Annotated in this window: 24 protein-coding genes; 9 read left to right on the top strand and 15 right to left on the bottom strand. The window is 72.1% G+C overall.

Annotation, left to right across the window (positions count from 1 at the left end; genetic code table 11):
- Positions 1-28: 28 nt before the first annotated feature.
- From ABZX85_RS06440 to ABZX85_RS06425, 4 genes are all read right to left on the bottom strand, one after another.
- Positions 29-823: an ATP-binding cassette domain-containing protein gene (locus ABZX85_RS06440; RefSeq protein ID WP_355862998.1), complete on the bottom strand. Its 795-nt coding sequence runs from the start codon at positions 821-823 to the stop codon at positions 29-31.
- Positions 820-1,848 (bottom strand): ABC transporter permease, encoded by a 1,029-nt coding sequence (locus ABZX85_RS06435; RefSeq protein WP_355862996.1) that lies wholly within the window; start codon positions 1,846-1,848, stop codon positions 820-822. Before ABZX85_RS06435 ends, ABZX85_RS06440 begins: the two co-directional genes overlap by 4 nt.
- Positions 1,845-2,849, bottom strand: coding sequence for a sugar ABC transporter substrate-binding protein (locus ABZX85_RS06430; RefSeq protein WP_355862994.1), 1,005 nt, complete (start codon positions 2,847-2,849; stop codon positions 1,845-1,847). The genes ABZX85_RS06435 and ABZX85_RS06430 overlap by 4 nt, the downstream gene beginning before the upstream one ends.
- Positions 2,850-3,088: 239 nt before the next feature.
- Positions 3,089-3,826, bottom strand: a complete 738-nt coding sequence (locus ABZX85_RS06425; protein WP_355863108.1) for a GntR family transcriptional regulator — start codon at positions 3,824-3,826, stop codon at positions 3,089-3,091.
- Positions 3,827-3,955: 129 nt separating this feature from the next.
- Between ABZX85_RS06425 and ABZX85_RS06420 the strand changes: the two genes are divergently transcribed.
- Positions 3,956-4,966 carry a Gfo/Idh/MocA family oxidoreductase gene (locus tag ABZX85_RS06420; RefSeq protein WP_355862992.1) on the top strand — a complete coding sequence of 337 codons (1,011 nt, stop codon included), beginning with the start codon at positions 3,956-3,958 and terminating at the stop codon, positions 4,964-4,966.
- A gap of 153 nt (positions 4,967-5,119) precedes the next feature.
- Here ABZX85_RS06420 and ABZX85_RS06415 read toward each other — a convergent pair whose 3' ends face one another.
- The 3 genes from ABZX85_RS06415 to ABZX85_RS06405 form a co-directional block, all read right to left on the bottom strand.
- Positions 5,120-6,334: a cytochrome P450 gene (locus tag ABZX85_RS06415; protein WP_355862990.1), complete on the bottom strand. Its 1,215-nt coding sequence runs from the start codon at positions 6,332-6,334 to the stop codon at positions 5,120-5,122.
- Between the two features lie 66 nt (positions 6,335-6,400).
- Positions 6,401-7,072, bottom strand: a complete 672-nt coding sequence (locus ABZX85_RS06410) for a response regulator transcription factor (RefSeq protein WP_355862988.1) — start codon at positions 7,070-7,072, stop codon at positions 6,401-6,403.
- Positions 7,073-7,112: 40 nt separating this feature from the next.
- Positions 7,113-8,381 (bottom strand): histidine kinase, encoded by a 1,269-nt coding sequence (locus ABZX85_RS06405; RefSeq protein ID WP_355862986.1) that lies wholly within the window; start codon positions 8,379-8,381, stop codon positions 7,113-7,115.
- 180 nt (positions 8,382-8,561) lie between these two features.
- Between ABZX85_RS06405 and ABZX85_RS06400 the strand changes: the two genes are divergently transcribed.
- Entirely contained in the window at positions 8,562-8,762 is a 201-nt protein-coding gene (locus ABZX85_RS06400) for a hypothetical protein (protein WP_355862984.1), read from the top strand.
- A 56-nt stretch (positions 8,763-8,818) separates the two neighbouring features.
- Here the strand turns inward: ABZX85_RS06400 and ABZX85_RS06395 are convergent, their stop codons facing one another.
- From ABZX85_RS06395 to allB, 4 genes are all read right to left on the bottom strand, one after another.
- Positions 8,819-9,205 (bottom strand): ribonuclease, encoded by a 387-nt coding sequence (locus tag ABZX85_RS06395; protein ID WP_355862982.1) that lies wholly within the window; start codon positions 9,203-9,205, stop codon positions 8,819-8,821.
- A gap of 96 nt (positions 9,206-9,301) precedes the next feature.
- On the bottom strand, positions 9,302-9,928 hold the full coding sequence (locus ABZX85_RS06390; RefSeq protein ID WP_355862980.1) for a dihydrofolate reductase family protein: 627 nt from the start codon (positions 9,926-9,928) through the stop codon (positions 9,302-9,304).
- Between the two features lie 125 nt (positions 9,929-10,053).
- Positions 10,054-11,169: an allantoicase gene (gene alc / locus ABZX85_RS06385; protein ID WP_355862978.1), complete on the bottom strand. Its 1,116-nt coding sequence runs from the start codon at positions 11,167-11,169 to the stop codon at positions 10,054-10,056.
- Between the two features lie 77 nt (positions 11,170-11,246).
- Entirely contained in the window at positions 11,247-12,587 is a 1,341-nt protein-coding gene (gene allB / locus ABZX85_RS06380) for an allantoinase AllB (protein WP_355862976.1), read from the bottom strand.
- Between the two features lie 275 nt (positions 12,588-12,862).
- On the opposite strand from allB, the gene ABZX85_RS06375 reads away from it, so the two are divergent.
- Together ABZX85_RS06375 and ABZX85_RS06370 are read left to right on the top strand one after the other, a co-directional pair.
- Positions 12,863-13,657 (top strand): IclR family transcriptional regulator, encoded by a 795-nt coding sequence (locus ABZX85_RS06375; protein WP_355862974.1) that lies wholly within the window; start codon positions 12,863-12,865, stop codon positions 13,655-13,657.
- A gap of 1 nt (position 13,658) precedes the next feature.
- Positions 13,659-14,351 carry a DUF6304 family protein gene (locus tag ABZX85_RS06370; protein ID WP_355862972.1) on the top strand — a complete coding sequence of 231 codons (693 nt, stop codon included), beginning with the start codon at positions 13,659-13,661 and terminating at the stop codon, positions 14,349-14,351.
- A gap of 13 nt (positions 14,352-14,364) precedes the next feature.
- Here ABZX85_RS06370 and ABZX85_RS06365 read toward each other — a convergent pair whose 3' ends face one another.
- Positions 14,365-14,697, bottom strand: a complete 333-nt coding sequence (locus tag ABZX85_RS06365) for a DUF5955 family protein (protein ID WP_355863106.1) — start codon at positions 14,695-14,697, stop codon at positions 14,365-14,367.
- Between the two features lie 164 nt (positions 14,698-14,861).
- Between ABZX85_RS06365 and ABZX85_RS06360 the strand changes: the two genes are divergently transcribed.
- Together ABZX85_RS06360 and aceB are read left to right on the top strand one after the other, a co-directional pair.
- Positions 14,862-15,455, top strand: a complete 594-nt coding sequence (locus ABZX85_RS06360; RefSeq protein ID WP_355862970.1) for a nucleotidyltransferase family protein — start codon at positions 14,862-14,864, stop codon at positions 15,453-15,455.
- A 133-nt stretch (positions 15,456-15,588) separates the two neighbouring features.
- The gene (gene aceB / locus ABZX85_RS06355; RefSeq protein ID WP_355862968.1) at positions 15,589-17,199 is read left to right on the top strand and encodes a malate synthase A; all 1,611 of its coding nucleotides are present in this window, start codon (positions 15,589-15,591) and stop codon (positions 17,197-17,199) included.
- A 3-nt stretch (positions 17,200-17,202) separates the two neighbouring features.
- On the opposite strand, the gene ABZX85_RS06350 is transcribed toward aceB, so the two are convergent.
- Genes ABZX85_RS06350 through ABZX85_RS06340 form a run of 3 tightly spaced genes read right to left on the bottom strand, consistent with a single transcriptional unit; the run spans position 17,203 to position 19,986 of the window.
- Positions 17,203-17,484, bottom strand: a complete 282-nt coding sequence (locus tag ABZX85_RS06350) for a SelT/SelW/SelH family protein (RefSeq protein WP_355863104.1) — start codon at positions 17,482-17,484, stop codon at positions 17,203-17,205.
- Between the two features lie 41 nt (positions 17,485-17,525).
- Positions 17,526-18,434 carry a HipA family kinase gene (locus ABZX85_RS06345; RefSeq protein ID WP_355862966.1) on the bottom strand — a complete coding sequence of 303 codons (909 nt, stop codon included), beginning with the start codon at positions 18,432-18,434 and terminating at the stop codon, positions 17,526-17,528.
- Positions 18,435-18,465: 31 nt separating this feature from the next.
- Positions 18,466-19,986, bottom strand: a complete 1,521-nt coding sequence (locus tag ABZX85_RS06340) for an IucA/IucC family protein (RefSeq protein ID WP_355862964.1) — start codon at positions 19,984-19,986, stop codon at positions 18,466-18,468.
- Positions 19,987-20,136: 150 nt separating this feature from the next.
- On the opposite strand from ABZX85_RS06340, the gene ABZX85_RS06335 reads away from it, so the two are divergent.
- The 3 genes from ABZX85_RS06335 to ABZX85_RS06325 are packed head-to-tail and all read left to right on the top strand — an operon-like array spanning position 20,137 to position 23,842.
- Complete coding sequence (locus tag ABZX85_RS06335; RefSeq protein WP_355862962.1) at positions 20,137-21,729, top strand: IucA/IucC family siderophore biosynthesis protein; 1,593 nt, start codon at positions 20,137-20,139, stop codon at positions 21,727-21,729.
- 59 nt (positions 21,730-21,788) lie between these two features.
- Positions 21,789-23,051 carry a VWA domain-containing protein gene (locus ABZX85_RS06330; RefSeq protein WP_355862960.1) on the top strand — a complete coding sequence of 421 codons (1,263 nt, stop codon included), beginning with the start codon at positions 21,789-21,791 and terminating at the stop codon, positions 23,049-23,051.
- On the top strand, positions 23,051-23,842 hold the full coding sequence (locus tag ABZX85_RS06325; protein ID WP_355862958.1) for a hypothetical protein: 792 nt from the start codon (positions 23,051-23,053) through the stop codon (positions 23,840-23,842). Before ABZX85_RS06330 ends, ABZX85_RS06325 begins: the two co-directional genes overlap by 1 nt.
- The last annotated feature ends 29 nt before the right edge of the window (positions 23,843-23,871 follow it).

The following is a 23,871-nucleotide window of genomic DNA, read 5'->3' as shown; positions in this document are numbered from 1 at the left end:
TGCATCGCCGTCTGCGGGTGCTTCGTGGTTACTCGCGCAGTTCCCCGCGCCCCTGGGTCCGTCGCAGCTCGTGGCGTAGAGCGTCCAGCTCCGTTCCGCCCGCCATTTGCCTGGTCAGTTCGTCCAGGCTGATGTCGTCGCGAGCATGGTTTCCGACCATTGTTCCGCGCTTCAGCAATACGAATCTGTCGCCCACCATGTACGCGTGATGCGGGTTGTGGGTGATGAAGACCACGCCCAGGCCCTCGTCCCGCGCCGCCGCCACGTACTTCAACACCACGCCCGACTGCTTCACGCCCAGCGCCGCTGTGGGCTCGTCCAGGACCAGGACCTTCGCGCCGAAGTGGACCGCCCTCGCGATGGCCACACACTGACGTTCGCCGCCCGACAACGTGCCGATGGGTTGATCGACGTCGCGGAGGTCGATGCCCATGCGGAGGAGTTCCGCGTGGGTCGTGCGGCGCATCAGGTCGACGTCGAGGCGTTTGAAGGGGCCCCTGCCGACGCGGGGCTCGGAGCCGAGGAAGAAGTTGCGCCAGACCGGCATGAGGCCGACGACGGCGAGGTCCTGGTAGACGGTGGCGATGCCGCGGTCGAGGGCGTCGCGGGGGGAGGTCAGGCGGGTTGATTCGCCGTCAATGTCGAGCGTGCCGCCGTCATGTTGATGCAACCCCGCGATGATCTTGATCAATGTTGACTTGCCGGCGCCGTTGTCGCCGAGGACGCAGGTGATCTCGCCGGCGTTGACGGCGAGGGAGACGCCCTCCAGGGCGCGGATGTTGCCGTAGTGCTTGCTGACGTCGGTCAGTTCGACGAGGGTCACTTGGTCGCCTCCGCGCGCTTGCGGACCCACGTGTTGAGGAGGGTCGCGAGGAGCAGCATCGCTCCGAGGAAGAACTTGAACCAGTCGGGGTTCCACTCGGCGAAGACGATGCCCTTGCTGGTCATGCCGAAGATGAGCGCGCCGACCGCCGAGCCGACGGCGCTGCCGTAGCCGCCGGTGATGAGGCAGCCGCCGATGACGGCCGCGATGATGTAGATCAGCTCGTTGCCGACGCCCTCGCCGGACTGGACGACGTCGTAGCTGAACAGCAGGTGCTGACCGGAGATCCACGCTCCGAGGGCGACGCCCATGTAGAGGCCGATCTTCGTGCGGACGACCGGGACGCCCACCGCGCGGGCCGCGTCCTGGTTGCCGCCGACGGCGAAGATCCAGTTGCCCGCGCGGGTGCGCAGCAGAATCCAGGAGGCGAGGGCGACCAGGGCGAGCCACCACAGGATGGTGACCTTGAAGTCGACGCCGCCGATGGTGAAGGTGGAGGCGAAGAGGTCGTGGGCGGAGGGGAACCCCTCCATGTCCGCGATGCTCTTGGTGGACACCGTGTCGTCGATCAACTTGGTCAAGCCGAGATTCAACCCGGTCAACATGAGGAACGTGCCGAGCGTGACGATGAAGCTCGGCAGGCCGGTGCGGGTGAGGACGTACCCGTTGAAGGCGCCGATCGCCAGCGTCGTCAGCAGGGACACCCCGACGCCGACCCAGACGTTGGCCGTCATCTGGTAGCTGAACATGGACGAGATCAATGCCGACGACGTCACCATGACGCCCGCCGACAGGTCGAACTCGCCGCCGATCATCAGCAGGGCGACGGGGACGGCCATGATGCCGATCGTCGAGGACGCGTACAGGACGGTCGACAGGCTCGCGGCGCGCAGGAAGCTGTCGGCGGTCACCGCGAAGAACAGGAACACGGCGACCGCGCCGACCACGGAGCCCAGTTCGGGGCGGCCGAGGAGCCGGCGCAGCGGAGAGGTCTCCAGCAGGCGTTCGTCGGTCGTGCCGGTCATCGGGTGCCCCGCTCGGTGTACTGGGCGAGCCGGGCCGCCTGGTCCTTGGTGACGATCTGGGGGCCGGTCAGGACGGGCTTGCCACCGCCGAGGACGTCGTCGTTGTACCGGTAGAGCCACAGCAGGTCGACGGCCTCGTAGCCCTGGAGGTAGGGCTGCTGGTCGACGGCGAAGCCCAGGGAGCCGTCCGTGAGGCCCGCGGCGACCTTGGCGTTGAGGTCGAAGGTGTCGATCTCGGCCTTGCTGCCGGCGCCCTGCTTCGCCTTGACGGCGGTGTCGGCGTACGGCGCGCCGAGGGTGACGACGGCGTCGATCGAGGGGTCGGCCTGGAGCTTGGCCTCGATGGAGGACTGCACGTCGGGCATGTTGGTACCGGTGACGTACAGGTTCTGGATGCTCCCGGCGAACGTCTTGGCGACGCCCGCGCAGCGCTGTTCGTGGCCGACGTTGCCCTGTTCGTGCAGGACGCAGACGGCCTTCTTCCTCCCGCGCTTGTTCAGCTCCTCGCCGACGGCCTCGCCGGCGACGGTCTCGTCCTGCCCGATGTGCGTGAGCGCCCCGAACGCCTCGGACTCGGCGGAGCCGGAGTTGACGGTGACGACGGGGATGCCGGCCTTCACCGCGCGCGCGACGGCGGCCTTCATGGCGTCCGGTTTGGCGAGGGTGACGATGATGCCGTCGACCCGCTTGTCGACGGCCGCGTCGACGAGCTGGGCCTGCTGCTGGGCCTCGTCGTCGTGGGAGTACAGGAAGTTGATGTTGTCCTTGACGGCCGCCTGCTTCGCGCCGTTCTGGACGATGTCCCAGAAGGTGTCCCCATCACCGGAGTGGGTGATCATCGCGAACGTCCAGCGGGGTGTGTCCACCGCCGCCCTGCCCTGGGCGGACGCGGCTTTGCGGGCGTCCTCGGCGCGCTTGCCCCCGGTGCTGCTGCATCCCGCGAGGGACACGCAGAGCGCCCCCGCCATCGCGATCCCTGCCCAGGTCCGAAACCGTGCCACGAGGCCGTGCCCTTCTTGCTGTCCTGCCGTGCGTTGTCGTACGTCCGCGCCGGGTGACCGCTCACCGGACGCAAACGCCCCAGTATCGAACACATGGCACACGCGGGGCGCGACCGGGGACCGCGACTCGGTCGCATTGTCCGGACATTGGGACTTTTCGACTCTCCGACACGCGCGCGGGGCGACGCGAAAAGGCCCGCGCGGACCGTCCCGCGCGGGCCTCCCGGATCACGGCCCCCTCAGGGGCGTACGAGGAGCTGGAACTCGAAGGAGTAGCGGGTCGGGCGGTAGATGTGGTCGCCGAACTCGACCGCGCGGCCGGTGTCGTCGAAGGTGGTGCGCTGCATGGTGAGCAGGGGGGCGCCCTCGGGTTCGGCGAGGCGCTCGGCCTCGGGGGCGGTCGCCGCGCGGGCGCCGATGGACTGGCGGGCGCTGTGCAGGGTGATCCCGGCGGCGCGCATCAGCCGGTAGAGGCCGGTGGCCTCCAGCTGGCCGGTGTCGAGGTCGAGGAGCCCTGCGGGCAGGTGGTTGCAGAGGTAGGCCATCGGCTCGCCGTGCGCGAGGCGCAGCCGTTCGACGCGCTGGACCTCGCTGCCCTCGGCGACGGCGAGCGCGGCGGCGATCTCGGCGGTGGCCGGGACGGCCGTGTTGACCAGGACGGTCGTCGCGGGGCGCTGGCCGGCCGACTCCAGGTCGTCGTAGAGGCTGCTCAGTTCGAGGGGCCGCTTGACCTGGCTGTGCACGACCTGGGTGCCGACGCCCCGGCGGCGTACGAGGAGCCCCTTGTCGACGAGGGACTGGATGGCCTGGCGGACGGTCGGGCGGGACAGGCCGAGGCGCCCGGCGAGTTCGATCTCGTTGCCGAGGAGGCTGCCGGGGGTGAGCGAGCCGTGCTCGATGGCCGCCTCCAGCTGCTGGGAGAGCTGGAAGTACAACGGCACCGGGGAGCTTCTGTCCACGCGGAGTTCGAGCTGCACGGTCGGGTCCACTTCTGGTTTCGGCACGGCCCGAGCGTAGCCCCGGGGTCCGTGGACGGAAAGGTGCGCAGTCAGATTGTCCGGACATGCGGATTGACAGGGAACCTCCCGTCACCGCACTTTGTCCTCATGCGTATCGGCGTCATCGGGACGGGCCGCATCGGCACGATTCATGCGAACACACTGAGGCGGCACCGCGAGGTCGGCTCCTTGATCCTGACGGACGCGAACCCCGCGCGGGCGCAGGAGCTGGCGCTGCGCCTCGGGGAGACGGCGGCGCCCGGGGTCGACGAGATCTTCCGCTGGGGCGTGGACGCGGTCGTGATCACCGCGTCCACGGCGGCGCACGCCGAGCTGATCGGCCGGGCGGCGCGGGCCGGGCTGCCGGTCTTCTGCGAGAAGCCGATCGCGCTCGACCTGCCGGGCACGCTGCACGCGCTCGCCGAGGTGGAGGCGGCCGGGACGGTCCTCCAGATGGGATTCCAGCGCCGCTTCGACACCGGCTACCTGGGCGCCCGCGAGGCCGTCCACGCGGGCCGTCTGGGGCGGCTGCACACGGTGCGGACGGTGACGTCCGACCAGACCCCGCCGCCCGCCGACTGGCTGCCGGTGTCCGGCGGGATCTTCCGGGACGACCTGATGCACGACTACGACGCGCTGCGCTGGGTCACCGGGCGGGAGGTGACGCAGGTGTACGCCACGGGCTCGGACGCCGGGCCGCCGATGTTCCGCGCGGCCGGTGACGTCGACACCGCGGCGGCGGTGCTGACCCTGGAGGGCGGCACGCTGGCGACGGCCACGGCGACGCGGATGAACGGCGCCGGGTACGACGTCCGGATGGAGCTGGCGGGCGAGCTGGACCAGATCGTCGTCGGGCTGGACGACCGTACGCCGATCGCGTCCACCGAGCCGACCGGGCCGCCCGCCGCGGACAAGCCGTGGAGCGGCTTCCTGGAGCGTTTCGCGCCCTCCTACGAGGCCGAACTGATCGCGTTCGTCGAGGTGGTCCGGGGCGAGCGCGCGAACCCCTGTGACGGCCGTGAGGCGCTTCAGGCGCTGCGGGTCGCGGAGGCGTGCGATCTGTCGCTGCGCGAGCGCAGACCGGTGCATCTGGCGGAGATCGCGGGGGCGCACGTCTGAGAGGGATCGCCGGGGACGCGCGCGTGAAGGGGACCATCCGGGACGCGCGCGTGAAGGAGACCGTCCGAAGCGCGCGCATAAATGCGAGCAGGCGTCAGCTTTGAAGACCGTCCGACCGGTTTCCCGTCCGGTCCTCCCGGCCCCGCGCACCCCTCACCACCGCACCGGCAGGCTCCGCACCCCCCGGATCAGCATCCCGGGCAGCCACTCCCCCGGCGGGCCGTCGAGGGTGAGGCCGGGGGCTCTGTCCAGGAGGGACGCGATCGCCGTACGGGCCTCCAGACGGGCCAGCGGGGCGCCGAGGCAGTAGTGGATGCCGTGGCCGAAGGCGAGGTGACCCCGGGTGTCGCGGCGGGGGTCGAAGCGGTCGGGGTCGGGGAAGCGCGCGGGGTCGCGGTCGGGCGCGGCGAGGCCGATCACCACCGAGGCGCCCGGTTCGATCGGGACGCCGCCGATCTCCAGGGGGCGCGCGGCGTACCGGAACGTCGCGTTCTCCACCGGGCCCTCCCAGCGCAGCGTCTCCTCGATCACGCCGTCCAGCAGGCCGGGGTCGGCGCGCAGGGCGGCGAGGTGCTCGGGGCGGGTGAGGAGGGTGTGGACCGCGTTGGTGATCAGGTTGACGGTCGTCTCGTGGCCCGCGATGAGCAGCAGGAAGGCCATACCGCGCAGTTCGGCCGGGGAGAGCCGGTCGCCGTCCTCGGCGGTGGTGCGGATCAGGTCGCTCAGCAGGTCGTCGGTGGGGCGGCTGCACCGCTTGTCCTCGATCAGCTCGGTCAGGTACCCGCCGAGGCGGACGATCGCCTGCGGGCCCGCGCCGGGCGCGCTGGGCGCGACGACCTCGGTGGACATCTCGCGGAACGCCGCGCGGTCCAGCTCGGGGACACCGAGGAGTTCGCAGATGACGGTGATGGGCAGCGGGAAGGAGAACGCGTCGACGAGGTCGGCGCGCCCGCGCGGGATCATCGCGTCGAGGAGGCCGTCGGTGATCTCCTGGACCCTCGGGGCGAGGGCCTGCACGCGGCGCGCGGTGAACGCGCGGGTGACGAGGGAGCGCAGGCGGGTGTGCTCCGGCGGGTCGGTGCCGAGGAGATGACGGCCGATCACCGCCTCGTCCCGGTCGCCGTCGAGGCCGCGCTGGTCCTTGGCCAGCCTGCCGTCGGCGAGCGCCGCGCGCGCCTCGTCGTACCCGACGACCAGCCAGGTCTCCCAGGCGCCGTCCGCCCCGCCGAGCCGTACCCGGTGCACCGGACCCCGCTCGCGCAGGCGCGCGTACACCGGGTGCGGGTCGCGCCGGAACTCCTCGCCGAGGTGCGTCAGGTCGACGACACCCCGCTCGCCCGACCCCCACAGATCGACCACGTCACCCATGCGATTCCCCTCCCGTCACCCCGTCACCCCTCCAACGGACGGCGGCGCCGCGAAGTGCCCGCCGGGCTACGCCTCTTCGTCGAGCAGCCCGGCGTCGTAGGCGAGCAGGGCGATCTGGACCCGGTTGTTGAGGCCGAGTCTGGCGAGAATCCGGGAGACGTGGGACTTGACGGTGGCGACGCTCATGAACAGCTCGCCGGCGATCTCGGCGTTGCTCATGCCCCGGCCGAGGCGGACGACGACGTCCCGTTCGCGGTCGCCGAGTGCGGCGAGGCGGGTACGCGCGCGTGCGTGGCGGGTGTCGGCGGCGCTGCCGGCGGCGTGGGCCATCAGCTGGCGGGTGACGACGGGCGACAGGACGGGGTCGCCGGCCGCGACCTTGCGGACGGCGTCGAGGATCTCGGCGGGCGGGGTGTCCTTGAGGACGAATCCGGCGGCGCCCGCGCGCAGGGCGCGCAGGACCTGTTCGTCGGCGTGGAAGGTGGTGAGGACGACGACCTGGGGCGCGTCCGCGCGGGCGCGCAGGCGTTCGGTGGCGGTGAGGCCGTCCACGGCGGGCATCCGGATGTCCATCAGGACGACGTCGGGCCGTGTCCGGTCGACGAGTTCCTCGACCTCGGCGCCGTCGGCCGCCTCGCCGACGATCCGGACGTCGTCGGCGCCGCCCAGCATCAGGGACAGCCCGGCCCGCACCAACGGGTCGTCGTCGACGAGGAGCAGTCTGATCGTCGTAGTCATGGGCTCACGAAATCATGTCCCGGTGCCCTTCCGGTACGTCTCACCGCGCGCTCTCCGTGCGCCACGGCAGCCAGGCGCGGACCTCGAACCCGCCGTCGTCCAGGGGCCCGTGGGTGAGGGTGCCGCCGGCGAGGGCGGCGCGTTCGGTGAGCCCGATGAGGCCCTGGCCGGAGCCGGGGACGTGCGGGACGTCGCCCTCGGGGGCGGGGTTGGCGACGGTGACGGTGAGGCCGTCCCCGGGGGCGCCGGCGACCGTCACGGACACCTCGGTGCCGGGGGCGTGCTTGCGGGCGTTGGTGAGGGCCTCCTGGGCGATGCGGTAGGCGGTGCGGCCGACGGAGGCGGGGACGGACGCGGGGTCGGTGACGCGCTGCCCGAGGGTGACCTTCATGCCGGCCTCCCGGGACTCGGCGGCGAGCGCGTCGAGGCCGCCGAGGGTGGGCTGCGGGCGGCCCTTGTCGTCGGCCTCCCCCGCGCGCAGGACGCCGATGATCTCGCGCAGGTCCTGGAGGGCCTCGTGGGCGCTCTCCCGGATCACCCCGGCCGCGCGGGCGATCTCCTCCCGGGGCGCGTCCGGGCGGAACTCCAGGGCGCCCGCGTGGACGCTCAGGAGGGTCAGCCGGTGGGCGAGGACGTCGTGCATCTCCCGGGCGATGGCCTCGCGCGCGAGGCGCTGCGCCTGTTCCGCGCGCAGGCGCGCCTCGGTCTCCGCGCGGCGGGCGCGGTCGTGCAGGCTGAGCATGAGCTGCCGCTTGGAGCGGACGAACAGACCCCAGCCGATGACGCAGGCGCTGAACACGAGGACGAGCAGCAGGACGCCCAGATAGGGCAGGTCCGGGTCGGGGCGCAGCCAGTAGAACACCGGCATCAGCGCGAGGGAGGAGGCCCACACCCAGGCGGCCTGCTTGAGGGGCCGGTGGACGATCAGGGTGAACAGGATGATCATCCCGGCGCCGCCCGCACTCGCGGAGACCAGGCCGACCGGGACCATCGCGACGGCGATCGCCAGCGGCCAGCGGCGGCGCAGCCACACGGCGGCGCAGGACAGGGCGCCCACGACCTGGTCGAGGACGGCGAGGGAGTGCGGCAGCTGCTCCTTGGGGAGGCTGTCGGCGGCCAGCAGGCCCACCAGGACGGCCAGGAAGAACGCGGTGAAGTCGACGAGCCAGTCGCGCGCGGTGCGCCGGGGCCGCCGGCCCGCCCGCGCGGGGTCGCCGTCCTGGTCGAGTTCGGCGACGACGGCGGACGGCAGCAGCCATCTCGGCCCCGCGAACGCCCGTGTCCCCCGGTCCTGCTTCACGGTCTTCACGGTCGACAAATCTATGCGTCCGGGACGCCCGCCCGCCGCTCCGTCAGGGCGTTCGACTACCTAAGTCGCGCAGGCGTCGACTTTCGGCCCTCCCACGCGCGGGAGAACCGATCTTCCGTAGGGACGACGTCGCCCCGCGGCCGGTGTGCGAGGGGGGTCCGCGGGGCGAGAGTCGCCTGCATGAAGGCGTTGCTGGAGGTTCTCGGTCTCCTCGCCCTGGTCCAGGGCGGGATGGGGCTGCTGCACGAGTTCGCCGGCTGGGACATCGGGTTCGTGCGGCAGATCGGTTTCCTCGACGGGGTGGAGGTGTACGCGAGCATCGCACTCGTCGTGCTCGCGTGCGCCCTGTTCGCCGTCGCGGAGCGCCGGAGGCCCGACTGATCCCGGGCCGGGCCGCCGGCGTCGCACCTGTCCTCAGGGCTGAGCGTGGGGGTGGCTCAGCAGTCGAAGTCGATCAGGTCGAACGTCGCGTAGTGGTCGGAGGTGTAGTAGTCCTCCTGGTACTGCTGACCGGTGACGATGCGACGCGCGCCGCGCGTGGAGGAGCCCGGCGTCTTGACCGTGTACTCGTGGTAGTAGCCGCTGGAGCGGCTGGGCAGGACGCCTTCGCGGTTCTGGAAGACGACCCCGTCCTGCGAGTACGGGAACGGACCTCCCTGGTCGATCAGGTTCAGGGTGGTGTACGCCTGCGACGGCAGATCGCTGTAGCAGATGCTGCCGACCGCCGCCGCGGCGGGGGTCGCGGTGACGGCTCCGCCGACGAGGAGCGCTGACAGGACGGCGCCTGCGGCGGCGACCCGGGTGATGCGTGGGGGGAATCTCATGCGTCCATGATGACGCGCGTAGATGCTGGCATGTCAACGACAACTTCGAAGATTTTCCCGTCGAGTGCGATGAGTTTTCAGGAAGTTAACCTGCGGCTAGGCGTCGGCCGGGAGTTCGAACGAGCCGTACGTCGGACGGCCCGTCAACTCGTAGGTGGAGATGACCACTCCGGTGCTCGTGACGCTGCCTCCGACGTGCTGGAACGCGGTCGGGGCGGTGCCTTCGGGGAAGAGCCTGCGGCCTGCGCCGAGGACCACCGGGAACGTCATGAGGTGAAGGGTGTCGAGGAGGCCGAGGTCGACGAGGGAGCGGACGAGCGCGCCGCTGCCGTGGACCTGGAGCTCGCCCTCGGTGCGCTCCTTGAGGGCGGAGACCTCCTCGGCCAGATCGCCCGTGAGGACCGTCGTACCGGCCCAGGAGGGGTCGGTGAGGGTCGTCGAGGGGACGTACTTCGGGAGGGCGTTCAGCTTGACCGCGACCAGGTTGTCGGGGTCGGTCACCTTCGGCCAGTAGCCCGCGAAGATGTCGTAGGTGCGGCGGCCGAGGAGGAACGCGCCGACGCGGCCGAAGCTGTCCAGCACGAACCGGCCGAAGTCGTCATCGTCGTAGGGGACGCTCCAGCCGCCCTGGGTGAAGCCGTCGGCCGGGTCCTCCGAGGGGCCCCCGGGGGCCTGGTGGACGCCGTCGAGCGAGACGAACACGGTGGAGGTGAGCTTGCCCATGGCGGGGCCTCTTTCCGGAGAGATCCGATGTTCCCCGCCCTCCTGCGCGGCGGGCGGGGTCCGTGGTCATCAGCTCAGACCCCTCCCGCGCGCGCAACTCATCGGTCCGTACGGCAGGTGTCCCCTCAGCCGCCCAGTTCCCGGTGGCGGGCGGCGAGGTCGGCGGCGCCCTGTCCGGTGAGCGCGCCGTGCAGGCGCAGGCGGGAGATGCCGCCGTCCGGATAGATGTCCACGCGCGCGTGCGTGCCGACGGCCGGCTCCGGCAGGACGAAGCGGTGGTTCGTGTCGGGCTGGAGGCGGGTGCGCGGGAGGATCTCGCGCCAGTCGCCGTCCTCGCCGTCGCGCACGGCGACGGACGCCCAGCCGGCGCTGTTGCCCTTCAGGTAGGCGGTGTCGATCTCGACCGCGCGGATCTCGGCCTGCGCGGCGAGCCGGTAGCGAATCCAGTCGTTGCCCCGGTCCCGGCGGCGCCGGGTCTCCCAGCCGTCGTCCATCTGCCGGGAGCGGCCGGGGCGGATGGTGTTGGACGCCGGGGAGTAGAACAGGTTGGAGGCGTCCTCGGCCTGCCCGCCGTTCTCCAGGGCGACGACGTCGTAGGCGCCGAGGACGGCCAGCCAGGCCGGGTCGGGCACGACCTCGCCGTACACGCGCAGGCGCGCGATGCCGCCGTCGGGGTGCTGGTTGAGGCGCAGGTGGGTGAAGCGCTGTTCAATGTCGACGGCGAAACCGTTCGCCGCGTGGCCGCCGACCTCGGTGCGCGGCACGAGGGTCGTCCACTTGACGTCGTCCCCGAGGAGCTCCTCCGGGGAGGGCGAGCCCGGCACCGAGGTGGCCTCCACGGAGACGGCCTTCGGGTAGTTGCCGCGGAAGTGCGCGGTGTCGACGACGACGCCGCGGACGACGCCGGGGGCGCCGAGGCGGATCAGCGCCCAGTCGTGGTCCTCGGCGGTCGGCCAGGGGTGCTCGGCCGAGGCGCCGCGCCTGCGGCGGGTCTCCCAGCCGTCCATGACCTTGCCCTTGTGCCCGAAGTGCTCGGGGTCGAAGACCGCGCGGCCGGGCAGCAGGAGGTTCTCCCGGTGGGCGAAGAACTCGTCGTTGGCGGCGATCACCCCGGCGCCGAGCTGCCGGTCCGCGAGGTCGGCGAGGTGCGTGAAGGGGAGGTCGGCGCTGCGGTGGTCCGCGTACGGATCGCCGCCCTGGTAGGGCTGCGCGTCGCCGGTGAAACGGGGGATCGCCGTCACAGGGGGTGCCTTTCGGAGTCGGCCGGTGCGGGTGCGGGGAATCGGTTCTGCGTCCGTGAGGAGGTGGGGGAAACGGTTCAGCGGGTGCGGGTCAGCAGTTCGCCCTTCGGCTCGGTGAACTCCCCGCGCGCGTACACGCGCGTGCCGCGCAGCCAGGTGGACTTCACGACGCCGTACAGGGTGTGTCCCGCGTACGCGGTGACGCGGTTGCGGTGCTGGAGTGCCGCCGGGTCGACGGTGAACGTCTCGTCGGGGGCGAGGACGGCGAAGTCCGCGTCGTGGCCGGGGGCGATCGCGCCCTTGCGGCCGTCGAGGCCGGCCAGGGCGGCCGTCCGGGCGGACATCCAGCGCACGACGTCCTCCAGGGAGTGGCCACGCGCGCGTGCGGCCGTCCAGACCGCCGGGAGGCTCAGCTGGAGTCCGGAGATGCCGCCCCACGCGGTGGCGAAGTCGGGGGTCTTCAGGTCGGCCGTGGAGGGCGAGTGGTCGGTGACGACGCAGTCGATCGTCCCGTCGGCGAGGGCCTGCCACAGGAGGTCCTGGTTGGCGGCCTCCCGGATGGGCGGGCAGCACTTGAACTCGCTGGCCCCGTCGGGGACCTCCTCCGCGGTGAGCGTCAGGTAGTGCGGGCACGTCTCGACGGTGACGCGGACGCCGTCCGCCCTGGCCTTCGCGATCAGCGGGAGGGCGTCGCCGGAGGACAGGTGCAGGACGTGCACGCGCGCGTGGAGGCGGGCCGCCTGCTCCAGGAGGTGCGCGATCGCCGTGTCCTCGGCGTGGCGCGGGCGGGAGGCGAGGAAGTCGGCGTACTTCGGGCCGCCCTGCTGGGGGGCCGTCTCCAGGTGGTGCGGGTCCTCGGCGTGGACGATGAGGAGGCCGTCGAAGGAGGCGATCTCCGCGAGGGAGCGGCCCAGTCGCTCCTGGTCGAGGTGCGGGAACTCGTCCACCCCGGAGGGCGACAGGAACGCCTTGAAGCCGAAGACCCCGGCGTCGTGCAGGGGGCGCAGGTCGGCGGTGTTGTCGGGGAGGGCGCCGCCCCAGAAGCCGACGTCGATGTGCGCCTTGTCGGCGGCGACCTCGCGCTTCACGTCGAGGTGGGCGACGGTCGTGGTCGGCGGGAGGGAGTTGAGGGGCATGTCGATCAGGGTCGTGATGCCGCCGGCCGCCGCCGCGCGCGTGGCGGTCCAGAAGCCCTCCCAGTGGGTGCGGCCCGGGTCGTTCACGTGCACGTGGGTGTCGACGAGGCCGGGCAGGACGACGTCGTCCCCGACGTCCACCACGCGCGCGCCGGACGGCACGGGTGCGTCGTACGGCAGGACGGCGGTGATCGTGCCGCCGGAGACCGCGATCGTGGCGGCTCGCTCGCCGTCGGGTGCGACCACGCGCGTGGAGCGCAGGACCAGTTCGGCCTCGGACACGCGGGACCCCTCTCTGACCTGGGTTTACATCCCCGTAACGAAATTCAACTTTCTGTTGAAGGAGTCTTCACTCAGCCCCTCCGGAGCGTCAAGAGCCCACCCTCAGCCCACTCCTCGACCCGACTGTTTCCGGATCACGGAATTACTCTTTCACCTGCCAGAACGTAACGACGCGCCACCGTGGAGTCAACACACCGGCGGGTAGGCTGCTGCCTCTTGCACCACCGATGCCTCCCGCACTGCCGATGCCTCCTGACCGCCGAAAGGAACGCGCCGTGCCGCCGTCCAGCGCCAGTACCTCCGAGTCCGCCAAGTCCGCAGGCGGAGGCGTCCAGTCCCTAGAGCGCGCCTTCGACCTCCTGGAGCGGATGGCGGACGCGGGCGGCGAGGTCGGGCTGAGCGAGCTGTCGGCGAGCAGCGGGCTGCCGCTGCCGACGATCCACCGCCTGATGCGCACGCTGGTGGCCTGCGGGTACGTCCGCCAGCAGCCGAACCGGCGCTACGCGCTGGGCCCCCGGCTGATCCGGCTCGGCGAGTCGGCGTCGCGCCTGCTGGGCACCTGGGCGCGGCCCCATCTCGCGCGGCTCGTCGAGGAGACCGGGGAGACCGCGAACATGGCGCTCCTGGACGGCGACGAGATCGTGTACGTCGCGCAGGTGCCGTCCAAGCACTCGATGCGGATGTTCACCGAGGTCGGCCGGCGCGTCCTGCCGCACTCCACCGGCGTCGGCAAGGCGCTCCTCGCCGGCTTCCCCGACGGGGACGTACGCGCCCTCCTGGGCCGCACAGGGATGCCCGCGGCCACCGAGAAGACCATCACCACCCCCGACGCCTTCCTGGCCGCTCTGGAGGCCGTACGCGGCCTCGGCTACGCGGTCGACGACAACGAGCAGGAGATCGGCGTGCGCTGTCTCGCCGTCTCCGTGCCGGACTCCCCCACCGCCGCCGCGATCTCCATCTCCGGGCCCGCCGGGCGTGTCACGGAGGAGGCGACCGAGCGCATCGTCCCGGTGCTCCAGCAGGTCGCCCGGGAGCTGTCGGAGGCGCTGGCCAGCCAGAACCTCGGCTGACGTGCGGTACTGGCCGGGCCACTACACGGACCGGCACGGCCGCGAGCCGGTCGTGTTCGTCTCGGACGGGCGCGCGAGCATCCGGACGACGATCAGGGGTGTCGTCTTCGAGGGCGACTCCATGGACGATCTGGGCGCGGTCTCCGGCGAGCCACCGGAGCTGCCGTTCACGTTCATGGAGGACGGAGCGCTCTGCGCCTGCGTACTGGAGTGGCAGGAACCGCTGCCCGTCACGGTCGACGGCGACGGCACGCGCGCGGGCGCGCTGCACTGCACGTTGCGGATGGGGGACTTGGCCGCCCCCGGGTCGAGGGGCGCGATCGAGTTCCAGACGCTGAGCGTCTTCCTGCGGCTGGACGGACACGACCACCCCGCCCCCGAGGGCCTCCACGACATCGAGAGCGCCCTCCACGAGATACAGCGGCGGCTGCCGCCCGGGACGCGCGTCAGGGCGTGCGTCGCGTGCGCGTGGTCCGACTACAGCCCCGCCGGGAGCGGCCTGATGGGCGGCCTGGCGTGCTTCCGGGACGCGAAGGACGCGTACCGGAGGGTGCGCGGGAAGCACGGGCCGGACGGGATCTTCGCGGTCTGGGACCGGCTGACGGAGTTCGTGCAGGAGACGTGGGTGTGCGGGGAGTTCGAGGAGCGGGTGGGGAACCCGGGGTACCGGGGGGCGTTTCCGTACCCCCGGTGAGCGCGGAAGCCCCTCAGCCCCGGGGCGGCCCTCCGAACAGCTCCACCGCCGCCCGCACCTCCGACAGCCCCCGGGACAGCGCGCTCACCGAGCCGATCGCCGCCGCGACGACGAGCAGGGAGTTGCGCAGCCGGGGGATCTCCGGAGTGCCGTGGGTCGCCATGGCGGCCAGCGCGGCGAGTTCGTCCTCGGCGATCGCCCGGTCGGGGAACTCCACCGGGTGGGCGGCGAGTTCGCGGCGCAGCCGGGACACCGCGGCGCGTAACTCCGCGACTCTGGGATCTCCGCCGTCTCTCGGATCTTCGCCGCTGCCCGTCACTGACCCCTGCCCCACGCTCCGCAGCACCGCTTCTCCCCCCTCGCGCACGCGCGCGTCCCCCGGCAGTGGTTCGGACCACCTCGGGACGCGGGCCAGTAAACGCCACCCACGCGGCGTGGCGCCACACAAAGGACGGAAAATCAGCCCCGTCCGATCACGCGCGCGTGCGCCGGTCCAGGTATGCAGGACGTATGACGCACAACGAAGCCCAGGTAGCCGGTCTGGTGCTCGCCGCCGGCGCCGGGCGGCGGCTCGGCGGACGCCCCAAGGCCCTGCTCGTCCACCGGGGCCGCCCGCTCGTCGAACACGCCGTGACGACACTCCGGGCGGCCGGCGTCGCGCGCGTGCACGTCGTCCTGGGCGCCGCCGCCGACGCCGTCCGGGAGGCCGCCCGGCTGGACGGCTGCGTGCTCGTGGAGAACGCCGGGTGGGCGGAGGGCATGGGGTCGTCGCTGCGGGCCGGTCTGGAGTCCGCCGCCGGGACGGACGCGCGCGCGGTCCTGGTCTCGCTGGTGGACCAGCCGGGGATCGGCCCGGAGGCGGTACGGCGGGTGCTGGGGGCGTACGAGGGGGTGGACACCCTGGCGTCGGCCGCGTACGACGGGGTACGCGGCCATCCCGTGCTGTTCGGCGCGGCGCACTGGGCCGGGATCGCGGAGTCGGCGACGGGGGACCAGGGCGCGCGGACGTACCTCAAGGCGCACGAGGTGCGGTTCGTGGAGTGCGGGGACGTGGCCGAGGCGTACGACATCGACGTGGCGGCGGATCTGGGGCGGCTGGAGTGAGCCGGAAGCCACGAGCGGCTCGGGCCGCGCCTCAACAAACCATTGAAGTTCCACGATGAGGAAACTAGTATCCATTTTTACGATGCGCCCTCCGCCACCGGAGAGCCGCCCTCCGCGAAGGAAGTGACCGCTCATGTCCGCACTGACCCTCGTCGACGCCGAGCCGCTGCCCCGGCAGGAGGAGGTCCTGACGGCTGAGGCACTCGCGTTCGTGGCGGAGTTGCACAAGCGTTTCACCCCGCGCCGCGCCGAACTCCTGGCCCGCCGCGCGGAGCGCCGCGCCGAGATCGCCCGCACCTCCACGCTCGACTTCCTCCCGGAGACCGCCGCGATCCGCGCCGACGACTCCTGGCGCGTCGCCCCCTCCCCGGCCGCCCTGGACGACCGCCGGGTCGAGATCACCGGCCCCACCGACCGCAAGATGACGATCAACGCCCTCAACTCGGGCGCGCGGATCTGGCTCGCGGACTTCGAGGACGCCTCCGCGCCGACCTGGGAGAACGTGGTCCTCGGCCAGCTGAACCTGGCCGACGCGTACACGCGGAACATCGACTTCACGGACGAGCGCACCGGCAAGTCGTACGCCCTGCGCCCGGACGCCGAACTCGCGACGGTCGTCATGCGCCCGCGCGGCTGGCACCTGAACGAACGCCACCTCGTGGACGAGAACGGCGAGCAGGTCCCGGGCGCCTTCGTCGACTTCGGCCTGTACTTCTTCCACAACGCCCAGCGCCTCCTGGACCTCGGCAAGGGCCCGTACTTCTACCTCCCGAAGACCGAGTCGCACCTCGAAGCCCGCCTGTGGAACGAGGTGTTCGTCTTCGCCCAGGACCACCTCGGTATCCCGCAGGGCACGATCCGCGCGACCGTCCTGATCGAGACCATCACCGCGGCCTACGAGATGGAGGAGATCCTCTACGAACTCCGCGACCACGCCTCGGGGTTGAACGCGGGCCGCTGGGACTACCTGTTCTCCATCGTGAAGAACTTCCGTGACGGCGGCGCCAAGTTCATCCTCCCGGACCGCAACCTGGTCACGATGACGGCCCCGTTCATGCGCGCGTACACCGAACTCCTCGTCCGCACCTGCCACAAGCGCGGCGCGCACGCGATCGGCGGCATGGCCGCGTTCATCCCGTCCCGGCGGGACGCGGAGGTCAACAAGGTCGCGTTCGAGAAGGTCCGCGCCGACAAGGACCGTGAGGCGAACGACGGTTTCGACGGCTCCTGGGTCGCCCACCCCGACCTGGTCCCGATCGCCCTGGAGTCCTTCGACAAGGTCCTCGGCGAGAAGCCGAACCAGAAGGAACGCCTCCGCGAGGACGTCCGCGTCGAGGCCGCCGACCTGATCGCGATCGACTCCCTCGACGCGAAGCCGACGTACGACGGACTCGTCAACGCCGTTCAGGTGGGCGTGCGTTACATCGAGGCGTGGCTGCGCGGGCTCGGCGCGGTCGCCATCTTCAACCTCATGGAGGACGCGGCGACCGCCGAGATCTCCCGCTCCCAGATCTGGCAGTGGATCGACGCGGGCGTGGAGTTCGAGAACGGCGAGAAGGCGACCGCGGACCTGGTCCGGAAGATCGCCGCCGACGAACTCGCCGCCCTCAAGGCCGAGTTGGGCGAGGAGACTTTCAACTCCGGTCACTGGCAGCAGGCGCACGACCTGCTGCTCCAGGTCGCCCTGGACGACGACTACGCGGACTTCCTGACGCTGCCCGCGTACGAGCAGCTCAAGGGCTGATCCTCACAAGGGTTTCGAGCGTTCCGAGTGGCCCAGGGTCTTCCCCGGGGCCACTCGGTCGCGTACGGCCTTCTTCACGGCCGTCGGCTCGGGGAAGCCGTTCTCGCGCCGGTCCCACACGACCTCGTCGTTCGCCCGGACGACGAACACCCCGCCCGTGCCCGGCTTCAGCGCGAGTTCCGTCAACTCGCCCTCGAACGTGGTGAGAAGCTCCTGCGCGAGCCAGGCCGCGCGCGGCAGCCAGCGGCACTGGGTGCAGTACTCGATCTCGACACGGCCACGCATGCCGTCGCCGCTCGTGTCATCACCGCTCATCTCATCGCCGCTCATCCGAGGTGCACCGACCAATCCTGTTCGGCCGCGGGCTTGCCGTGCAGGTCGGGGACCTGCTTGAGCCACGCGGGGCGTCCTTGCCGACTGCGCGCCGTCCGCCGGGCGTTCTCGGCGGCGAGTTCCTCCCGGGTGGGGAAGTCGGTGGGGAGCCACCGCGCGGAGGCCCGTACACGGGCGTGCAGATAGGCGACGTACGCCTCGCGGGCCTCGGCGGGGGTGGCGAAGTCCTCGGTGAGCCAGGCGTCGGGGACCTCCGCGACGATCGCGCGGAGCAGTTCTTCCGTGACTTTCGGGGCGAGTTCGGCGTCGGCGGCGCGGACGTCGGGGGCGTACGTGCCGAGGGCGTGGTGGCGGAAGTCGTACGCCTTCTCCGGTTCGGAGGCGTCCCAGCGGTGGTGGAAGACGAGGGCGGCGCCGTGGTCGATGAGCCAGAGGCGGGGCGGGGCGATGCCGAGGGTGGGCCAGACCATCAGGTTGGAGCTGTGGACCGTGCGGTCGACGTTGACGGTGAGGGCGTCGAGCCAGACGATCCGGCCGGCCTCCAGAGAATCGACGGTAAACGCTTGTGCGACGTCCGGTGTGAGGTCCCGGGCGCCCGGCAGATAGTCCATGCCGAGGTTCAGTCCGGCGCTGGCCGCGTGCAGGTCGCGGACCTCCTGGTGCGGTTCGTCGTCCGCGATCAGGGGATCGAAGTGGGCCAGTACCAGTTCCGGGAACCGCAGTCCCAGTGCCCGCGCCAGCTCGCCGACGATCACCTCGGCGACCAGCGCCTTGCGGCCCTGCGCGGAGCCGGTGAACTTCACGACGTACGTACCGAGGTCGTCGGCCTCGACCACCCCGGGCACGGAACCGCCCGACCTGAGGGGGGTCACGTATCGGACGGCAGTCACTTCGCGCAGCACACCGGCCAGCCTACGGCAGGCCCTGGGCAGGTCAGGGGGTCGCGAGCGGGTTGGGGAGGGGGAGGTAGCGGGCGTCCGCGCCGTCCGCGCCCGTCCAGCGCAGGAGGAGGTTCGTCTTGCCGGGGAGTGTCGGTGCCGTCAGGAGCGCGGTCGCCTCGGGGAGGTCGTGGCGCGCGAACTCCCGGCGTACGGCGGGCCAGGGGTCGAAGCCGGGGTGGTGCTCGGTGAGGGCGCCGGCCGTCTCGGTGAGGTGGTTGACGACGAGCGTGTACACGAGCCGCTCCCAGCCCGCCGCCCGGTCCACGCCCGCCTCGCGGTCGACGTCCGTCAGCAGTTTGACGCCCTCCGCGTCCCGGTACAGCGCCTTCACGGGCGTTCCGGCGGCGTCCACGGCGACCAGCGTGTTCTGCGCGTGCGCTTCGAGGACGACGCCTGTTGCGAAAGCCGTTACTGCGGGTTGTACGACGGCCCTGAGGTACGCCTCCCACCAGCCCTCGGGGTCGGTCGTGGCGGCGAGGGGGCTGCCGTCGAACCCCTCCGTGAGGCCCGCCGCGAGGAGCGGGGGCGCGCCGGAGTCACCGAGGTCGCCGAAGCCGTCGCGGACCAGGACGGCGAGCTCCTCGAAGGCGAAGGAGGCGGTGCGGTAGCCGCGGTCGCTGAGCCAGGCGCCGGGCAGGGCGCGGGCGGCGGCCTCGTCGGTGCGGCGGAGTCTGCGCAGGTCGTGGGCCCAGAGACGGCGGATGTCGTTGGTGATGCGGACGTCCAGGCTGAACTTGAGGAAGAGGTCGCGGGCCGGGTCGTAGACCGTGCGGATCGCGGCGGTCGGCCAGGCGTCGGGAGCGGTGGTGCCGAGGTGGACGAGATGCTTCTCTGAGAACGCTTGCTGCAACGCCCCGCCGAGGAGTTCGAGCTGCCAGGGGTGCGCGGGGAGCAGGCGGTAGCCGGGCGGGGCCTCGCCGAGGGCGTCGAGGGCCGAGACGTCGCCCTCCTCGACGACGAGGTCCTCGCGGACACCGAGGAGGGTGAGCGGGAACGCGGCGTACGCCTCGGGGGCGTACGGCAGCCAGGCCGCCGCCGGGCCGCCGCCGCGCGCCTTGGGGGCGGGGTGGAAGGGGTGGCCGGTGACGAGGGACTGCTCGGAGCGGCGGTACGGGTCGTCCGGCGGGGGTGTGTGCGCGCGGGCGGCGAGGATCGCGGCGACGGCCTCGCGGCTGTCCAGCATCTCGGCGGGGAGTCCGGGGTTGTCGAGGCCGGTGTGGAGGCGGAGTTCCTCGGCGACGAGTTTCACCAGGGCGGGGTGGTCGAGGGGGTGGGGGGTGCCGTGCGGATCGGGGGCGGCGGGGTCGAGGCGGCCCACGTCGTCCCGACCGGGCCCGAGGTCGTCGTACAGCTCGGGGCGCGTGGGTCTGCGGGTGCCGTGCACTCTCAGCAGCCGTCCGCCGGGCAGGCGGTGGACGCCGGGTTCGGCCGTCGGCTGCGCGATCTCCCGCAGGAGGCAGTTGAGCAGCGGCGCGGCGGCGTACGCGTCGGCGGACGGGGGGTCGTAAGGCACGCGTTCCACTCGTTCTCTACGGTCCGTTCGGGCAGGGACGATCAGTATCGCCGTCGCCCCAGCCTGCCATGACACCCTCCGTACGCTTCCGTCCGTATCGCCCGCCCCGTCGTCCCGCCGACTCGTCGGCTCGCCCCAAGGAGCCCGTCCGTGCACCGTCCCCCCGCCGCCGAGGCCGAGATCGCGGCCGAACTGGCCGTCCACCGGCCGGATCTCGGCCCCCGGTACACGGCCGGGCTGCCCGGCGTGCGTGCCGCCGTCCTGACCCGGCTGTGGCGCGCGCTCACCCACGAGCCGCTCCCCTGGATCACCGCCCACGAGCCGTCCGCCGACGGTCTCACCCTGCGCCTGTCCGACGGCCGCCGCCTGCACGGCCCGCGCCCCGACCCGTTCGCGACGGACGGGTACGTCACCGTCGTCGACCTGGCGGGGGTCGCGTACGACGATCCCGCACGGCTGATGGCGGACCTCGGGGTGCCGCACTCGGCCGGTTTCGCGGGCGAACTCGCGCACAGCACGGCGTCGTTGGCGCTGTCTCGGGCGAACCAGGCGGAAGCGGACGGGGGTTCGGCGCCCACGCTCCCCCGCGATTCGGCCACCGCGCCCGGCAACTCGCCGCTCCTGAACGGGAGTCCGGCGTCGGAGCCCTCCTGCGTGAACTGGCCCGTCACCGACTGGGAGTGGGAGCAGCGGGTGGTCGACGGTCACCCCTACCACCCCAACTGCCGTTCCCGCCCCGGCTTCTCGGTCGCCGAGCAGCTCGCGTACGGCCCGGAGCACCGCCCGTCCGTGCGGCTGAGCCTCGTCCCCGTACCGGCCGAGGAGTGCCTCGTATCGGGAGAATGGCCGGCGGAAATGCGGGACGGCGCACGGCTGTTGATCCCGGCGCACCCCTGGCAGGCCCGGCACGTCCTGAAGCGCACCACCGACGCGGGCCTGACCGCGCACCCGTTGATGTCCCTGCGCACCCTGGCCCTCCCGGGCGGCGGCCCGCACGTGAAGACGGCGCTCAGCGCCCGGCTGACCTCCTCCGTGCGGGACATCTCGATCGGTTCGGTCCTCGCCTCGGCGACCCTCTCGGCGTTCGCGGAGACGGTCGCCGCCCGCACGGACGGCCTGCTCCACATCACCCGCACCCCGAGCGCGGCGACCGCCAACTCCCCCGATCTCGCGGCCGTCTGGCGTGAGTCGCCGCAGCGGTACGCGGCCCCGGGCGAGCACATCGTCCCGATCGCGGCGCTGGCCACCACCGAACTCCCCTCGCGGCCGGACTGGTCGGCGGAGTTCGCCCGCCTCTGCCTCACCGTGGGCCTGCGACTCCTCGATCTGGGCGTGGCGTTGGAGGCGCACGGCCAGAACCTCCTGGTCGTCCTGTCCGCGCAGGGCGCCCCGCTGCGGCTGGTGTACCGGGACCTCGCGGACATCCGGGTGAGCCCGGCCCGCCTGGCCCGGCACGGGATCGCGCTCCCCGAACTGCCCGAGCGCATCCTCACGGACGACGTGACGGCCCTGCGCAGCAAGCTGTTCGGCTCGCTGGTGGCGGGCGCGCTGGGGTCGACGGCGGGCAGCCGTACGGCACTTGGTGAGGCGCTGGCATCCGCCGTGACCGGTCTGCCGCCCACCCCCGACCTGGTGGCGCTGTGTGAACAGCCGCTGCCCACGAAGGCGTTGACGCTGATGCGGCTGTCGCCCGGCGTGAGCGGCGACCAATGGGCCCTGCTGCCCAACCCGTTGGCGGACTGACCACGCTCACCGGGTGCCCCGTTTTGAAGCGGAGCGCTCCCCCTCAATAAGATCCGTCGATGATCAGAACACAACGGCTGGCGGCAGGAGTCTGCGCTCTGCTCGCCTCGCTCGCGGCCGGGTTGGCGTTCCCGACCGCGGCGGCGGCCGACGAAACCACCGCTCTCTCGCCCAAGGTCGACCTGGTGCTCGACGTCAGCGGCTCCATGCGGACGAAGGACATGGACGGCGGGACGCGGATGGCCGCGGCCAAGCAGGCGTTCAACGAGGTGCTCGACGCGACCCCGGAGACCGTCCTGCTCGGCATCCGGACCCTCGGTGCCAACTACCCCGGCGACGACCAGAAGACGGGCTGCAAGGACACCTCGCAGCTGTACAAGGTCGGTCCGCTGGACCGCACCGAGGCGAAGGCGGCGGTGGCGACGCTCTCCCCGACCGGCTGGACGCCGATCGGCCCCGCGCTGCTCGCGGCGGCCGACGACCTGGAGGGCGGCACCGGTTCGAAGCGGATCGTGCTGATCAGCGACGGCGAGGACACCTGCGCGCCGCTCGACCCCTGCGAGGTGGCCCGGGAGATCGCGGCCAAGGGCATCGGGCTGACCATCGACACGCTGGGCCTGGTGCCCAACACGAAGATGCGCCAGCAGCTCAGCTGTATCGCGGAGGCGACCGGCGGGACGTACACGTCGGTGGAGCGGACCGACGAACTCACCGACAAGGTCAACCAGTTGGTGGACCGGGCGGCGACGCCCGTGGTGACGCCGGTCGCCACCGAGGGTGCCGCGTCCTGTGCGAGCGCGCCGGCGCTGAAGTCCGGTCTGTACACGGACCGTACGGAGTTCGCGCAGCAGCGCTGGTACAAGGTCGAGGTCAAGCCGGGCCAGGAGCTGCGGAGTTCGGTGAGCGTCTCGGCGGACCGGGCCGTGAACCCCAACTACGGTCTGCTGGTGCGGGCGGTGACGAAGAGCGGCCGGGAGATCGTGCGCGGCGAGGCGTCCGGCACGGGGCGAACGGACGTGCTGTCGACGGGACTTCGCTATCCGAAGGCCGACAGTGACGAGGACGACGCGCCGGCCGAGACCGTGTGCATCCAGATCACCAACTCCTTCTCCCCGGCGGCCGGGGTGAAGACGACGCCCGGTCTGCCGCTCGAACTGACCGTCGACGTGGTGGACGCGCCGTCGCAGGCGAGCGACGTCGCGTCGTTCGGTCTGGGCCGGGGCTGGTGGCTGCTCGGCGTGCTGGTGCTCGTCGGTTTCCTGGCGGGTCTGCTCTGGGGCTGGCTGTCGCGCTGGCGCTTCGCTGTGTGGAGGACCAACTGATGCGTGTCACACGAGTGTTGAGCGCGGCCCTGCTGGCGCTGGGCCTGGCCGCCGCCCCGGCGGTCGCCGACTCCACCCCCTCCCCGAGCGCCTCCGGCGACGTGAAGGTGCCGGTCTCGGCGGGCACGTCGTTCCGTACGGCGGCGGAGATCGAGCAGGGGCGGACGGCCACGGCGAGCGGTTCGACCGGTGACTACATGTACTGGTCGTTCCCCGCCGACGCGGGCCAACGCCCCACCGTCAAGACCACGTTGAAGCTCCCGCAGGCCCACACCGGCCAGACCTGGCAGCTCGACGTGTACGACGGCCTGCGCCGTCGCCAGGCGTGCCAGTACGGCGCCCAGACGCGCACCGCCGCTCCCGGCACCGGTTCCCTCGAACTCGCCTGCGTGCTGCGGACGGTGCGGTCCTGGTCGGAGCCGTGGGCCAACGACCCGCTGCCCGGCACGTACTACGTGCGGCTGACGACCGTCGGGGTGAAGACCGCCGACCTCGGTCTGCCGGTCTCGGCCGAACTCCGCGTGGACTCCAAGGAGATCGGCGGCGCGGCGGCGGTCGACGGGTCGCTCTCCGAGCCGCTGGTGCCGGGGATCTCGGTGACCAAGGCCGAGGACGACTCCAAGGCGTCCCTGTTCAGCCTGGAGCCCGAGGACGGGTGGGCGTCCGGCTGGTGGTCGAGCCGCTGGGTGTGGACCGGGATCGGGGCGATGCTGGCCGCGCTCGCGGGGATCTGGGGGTACACGCTGACGCGGGGGTCGGGACGGCCCACGCGGGTGCCGCCGGGCGCCTGACGGATCGTCAACTCTCCGAAGGGGCTCAC

Origin of the sequence: Streptomyces sp. NPDC004539, from assembly GCF_040610055.1 — a bacterium.
GTDB lineage: Bacteria > Actinomycetota > Actinomycetes > Streptomycetales > Streptomycetaceae > Streptomyces.
Note: the sequence above shows the minus strand (reverse complement) of the source record. Positions and strands in the feature narration are given on the sequence as shown.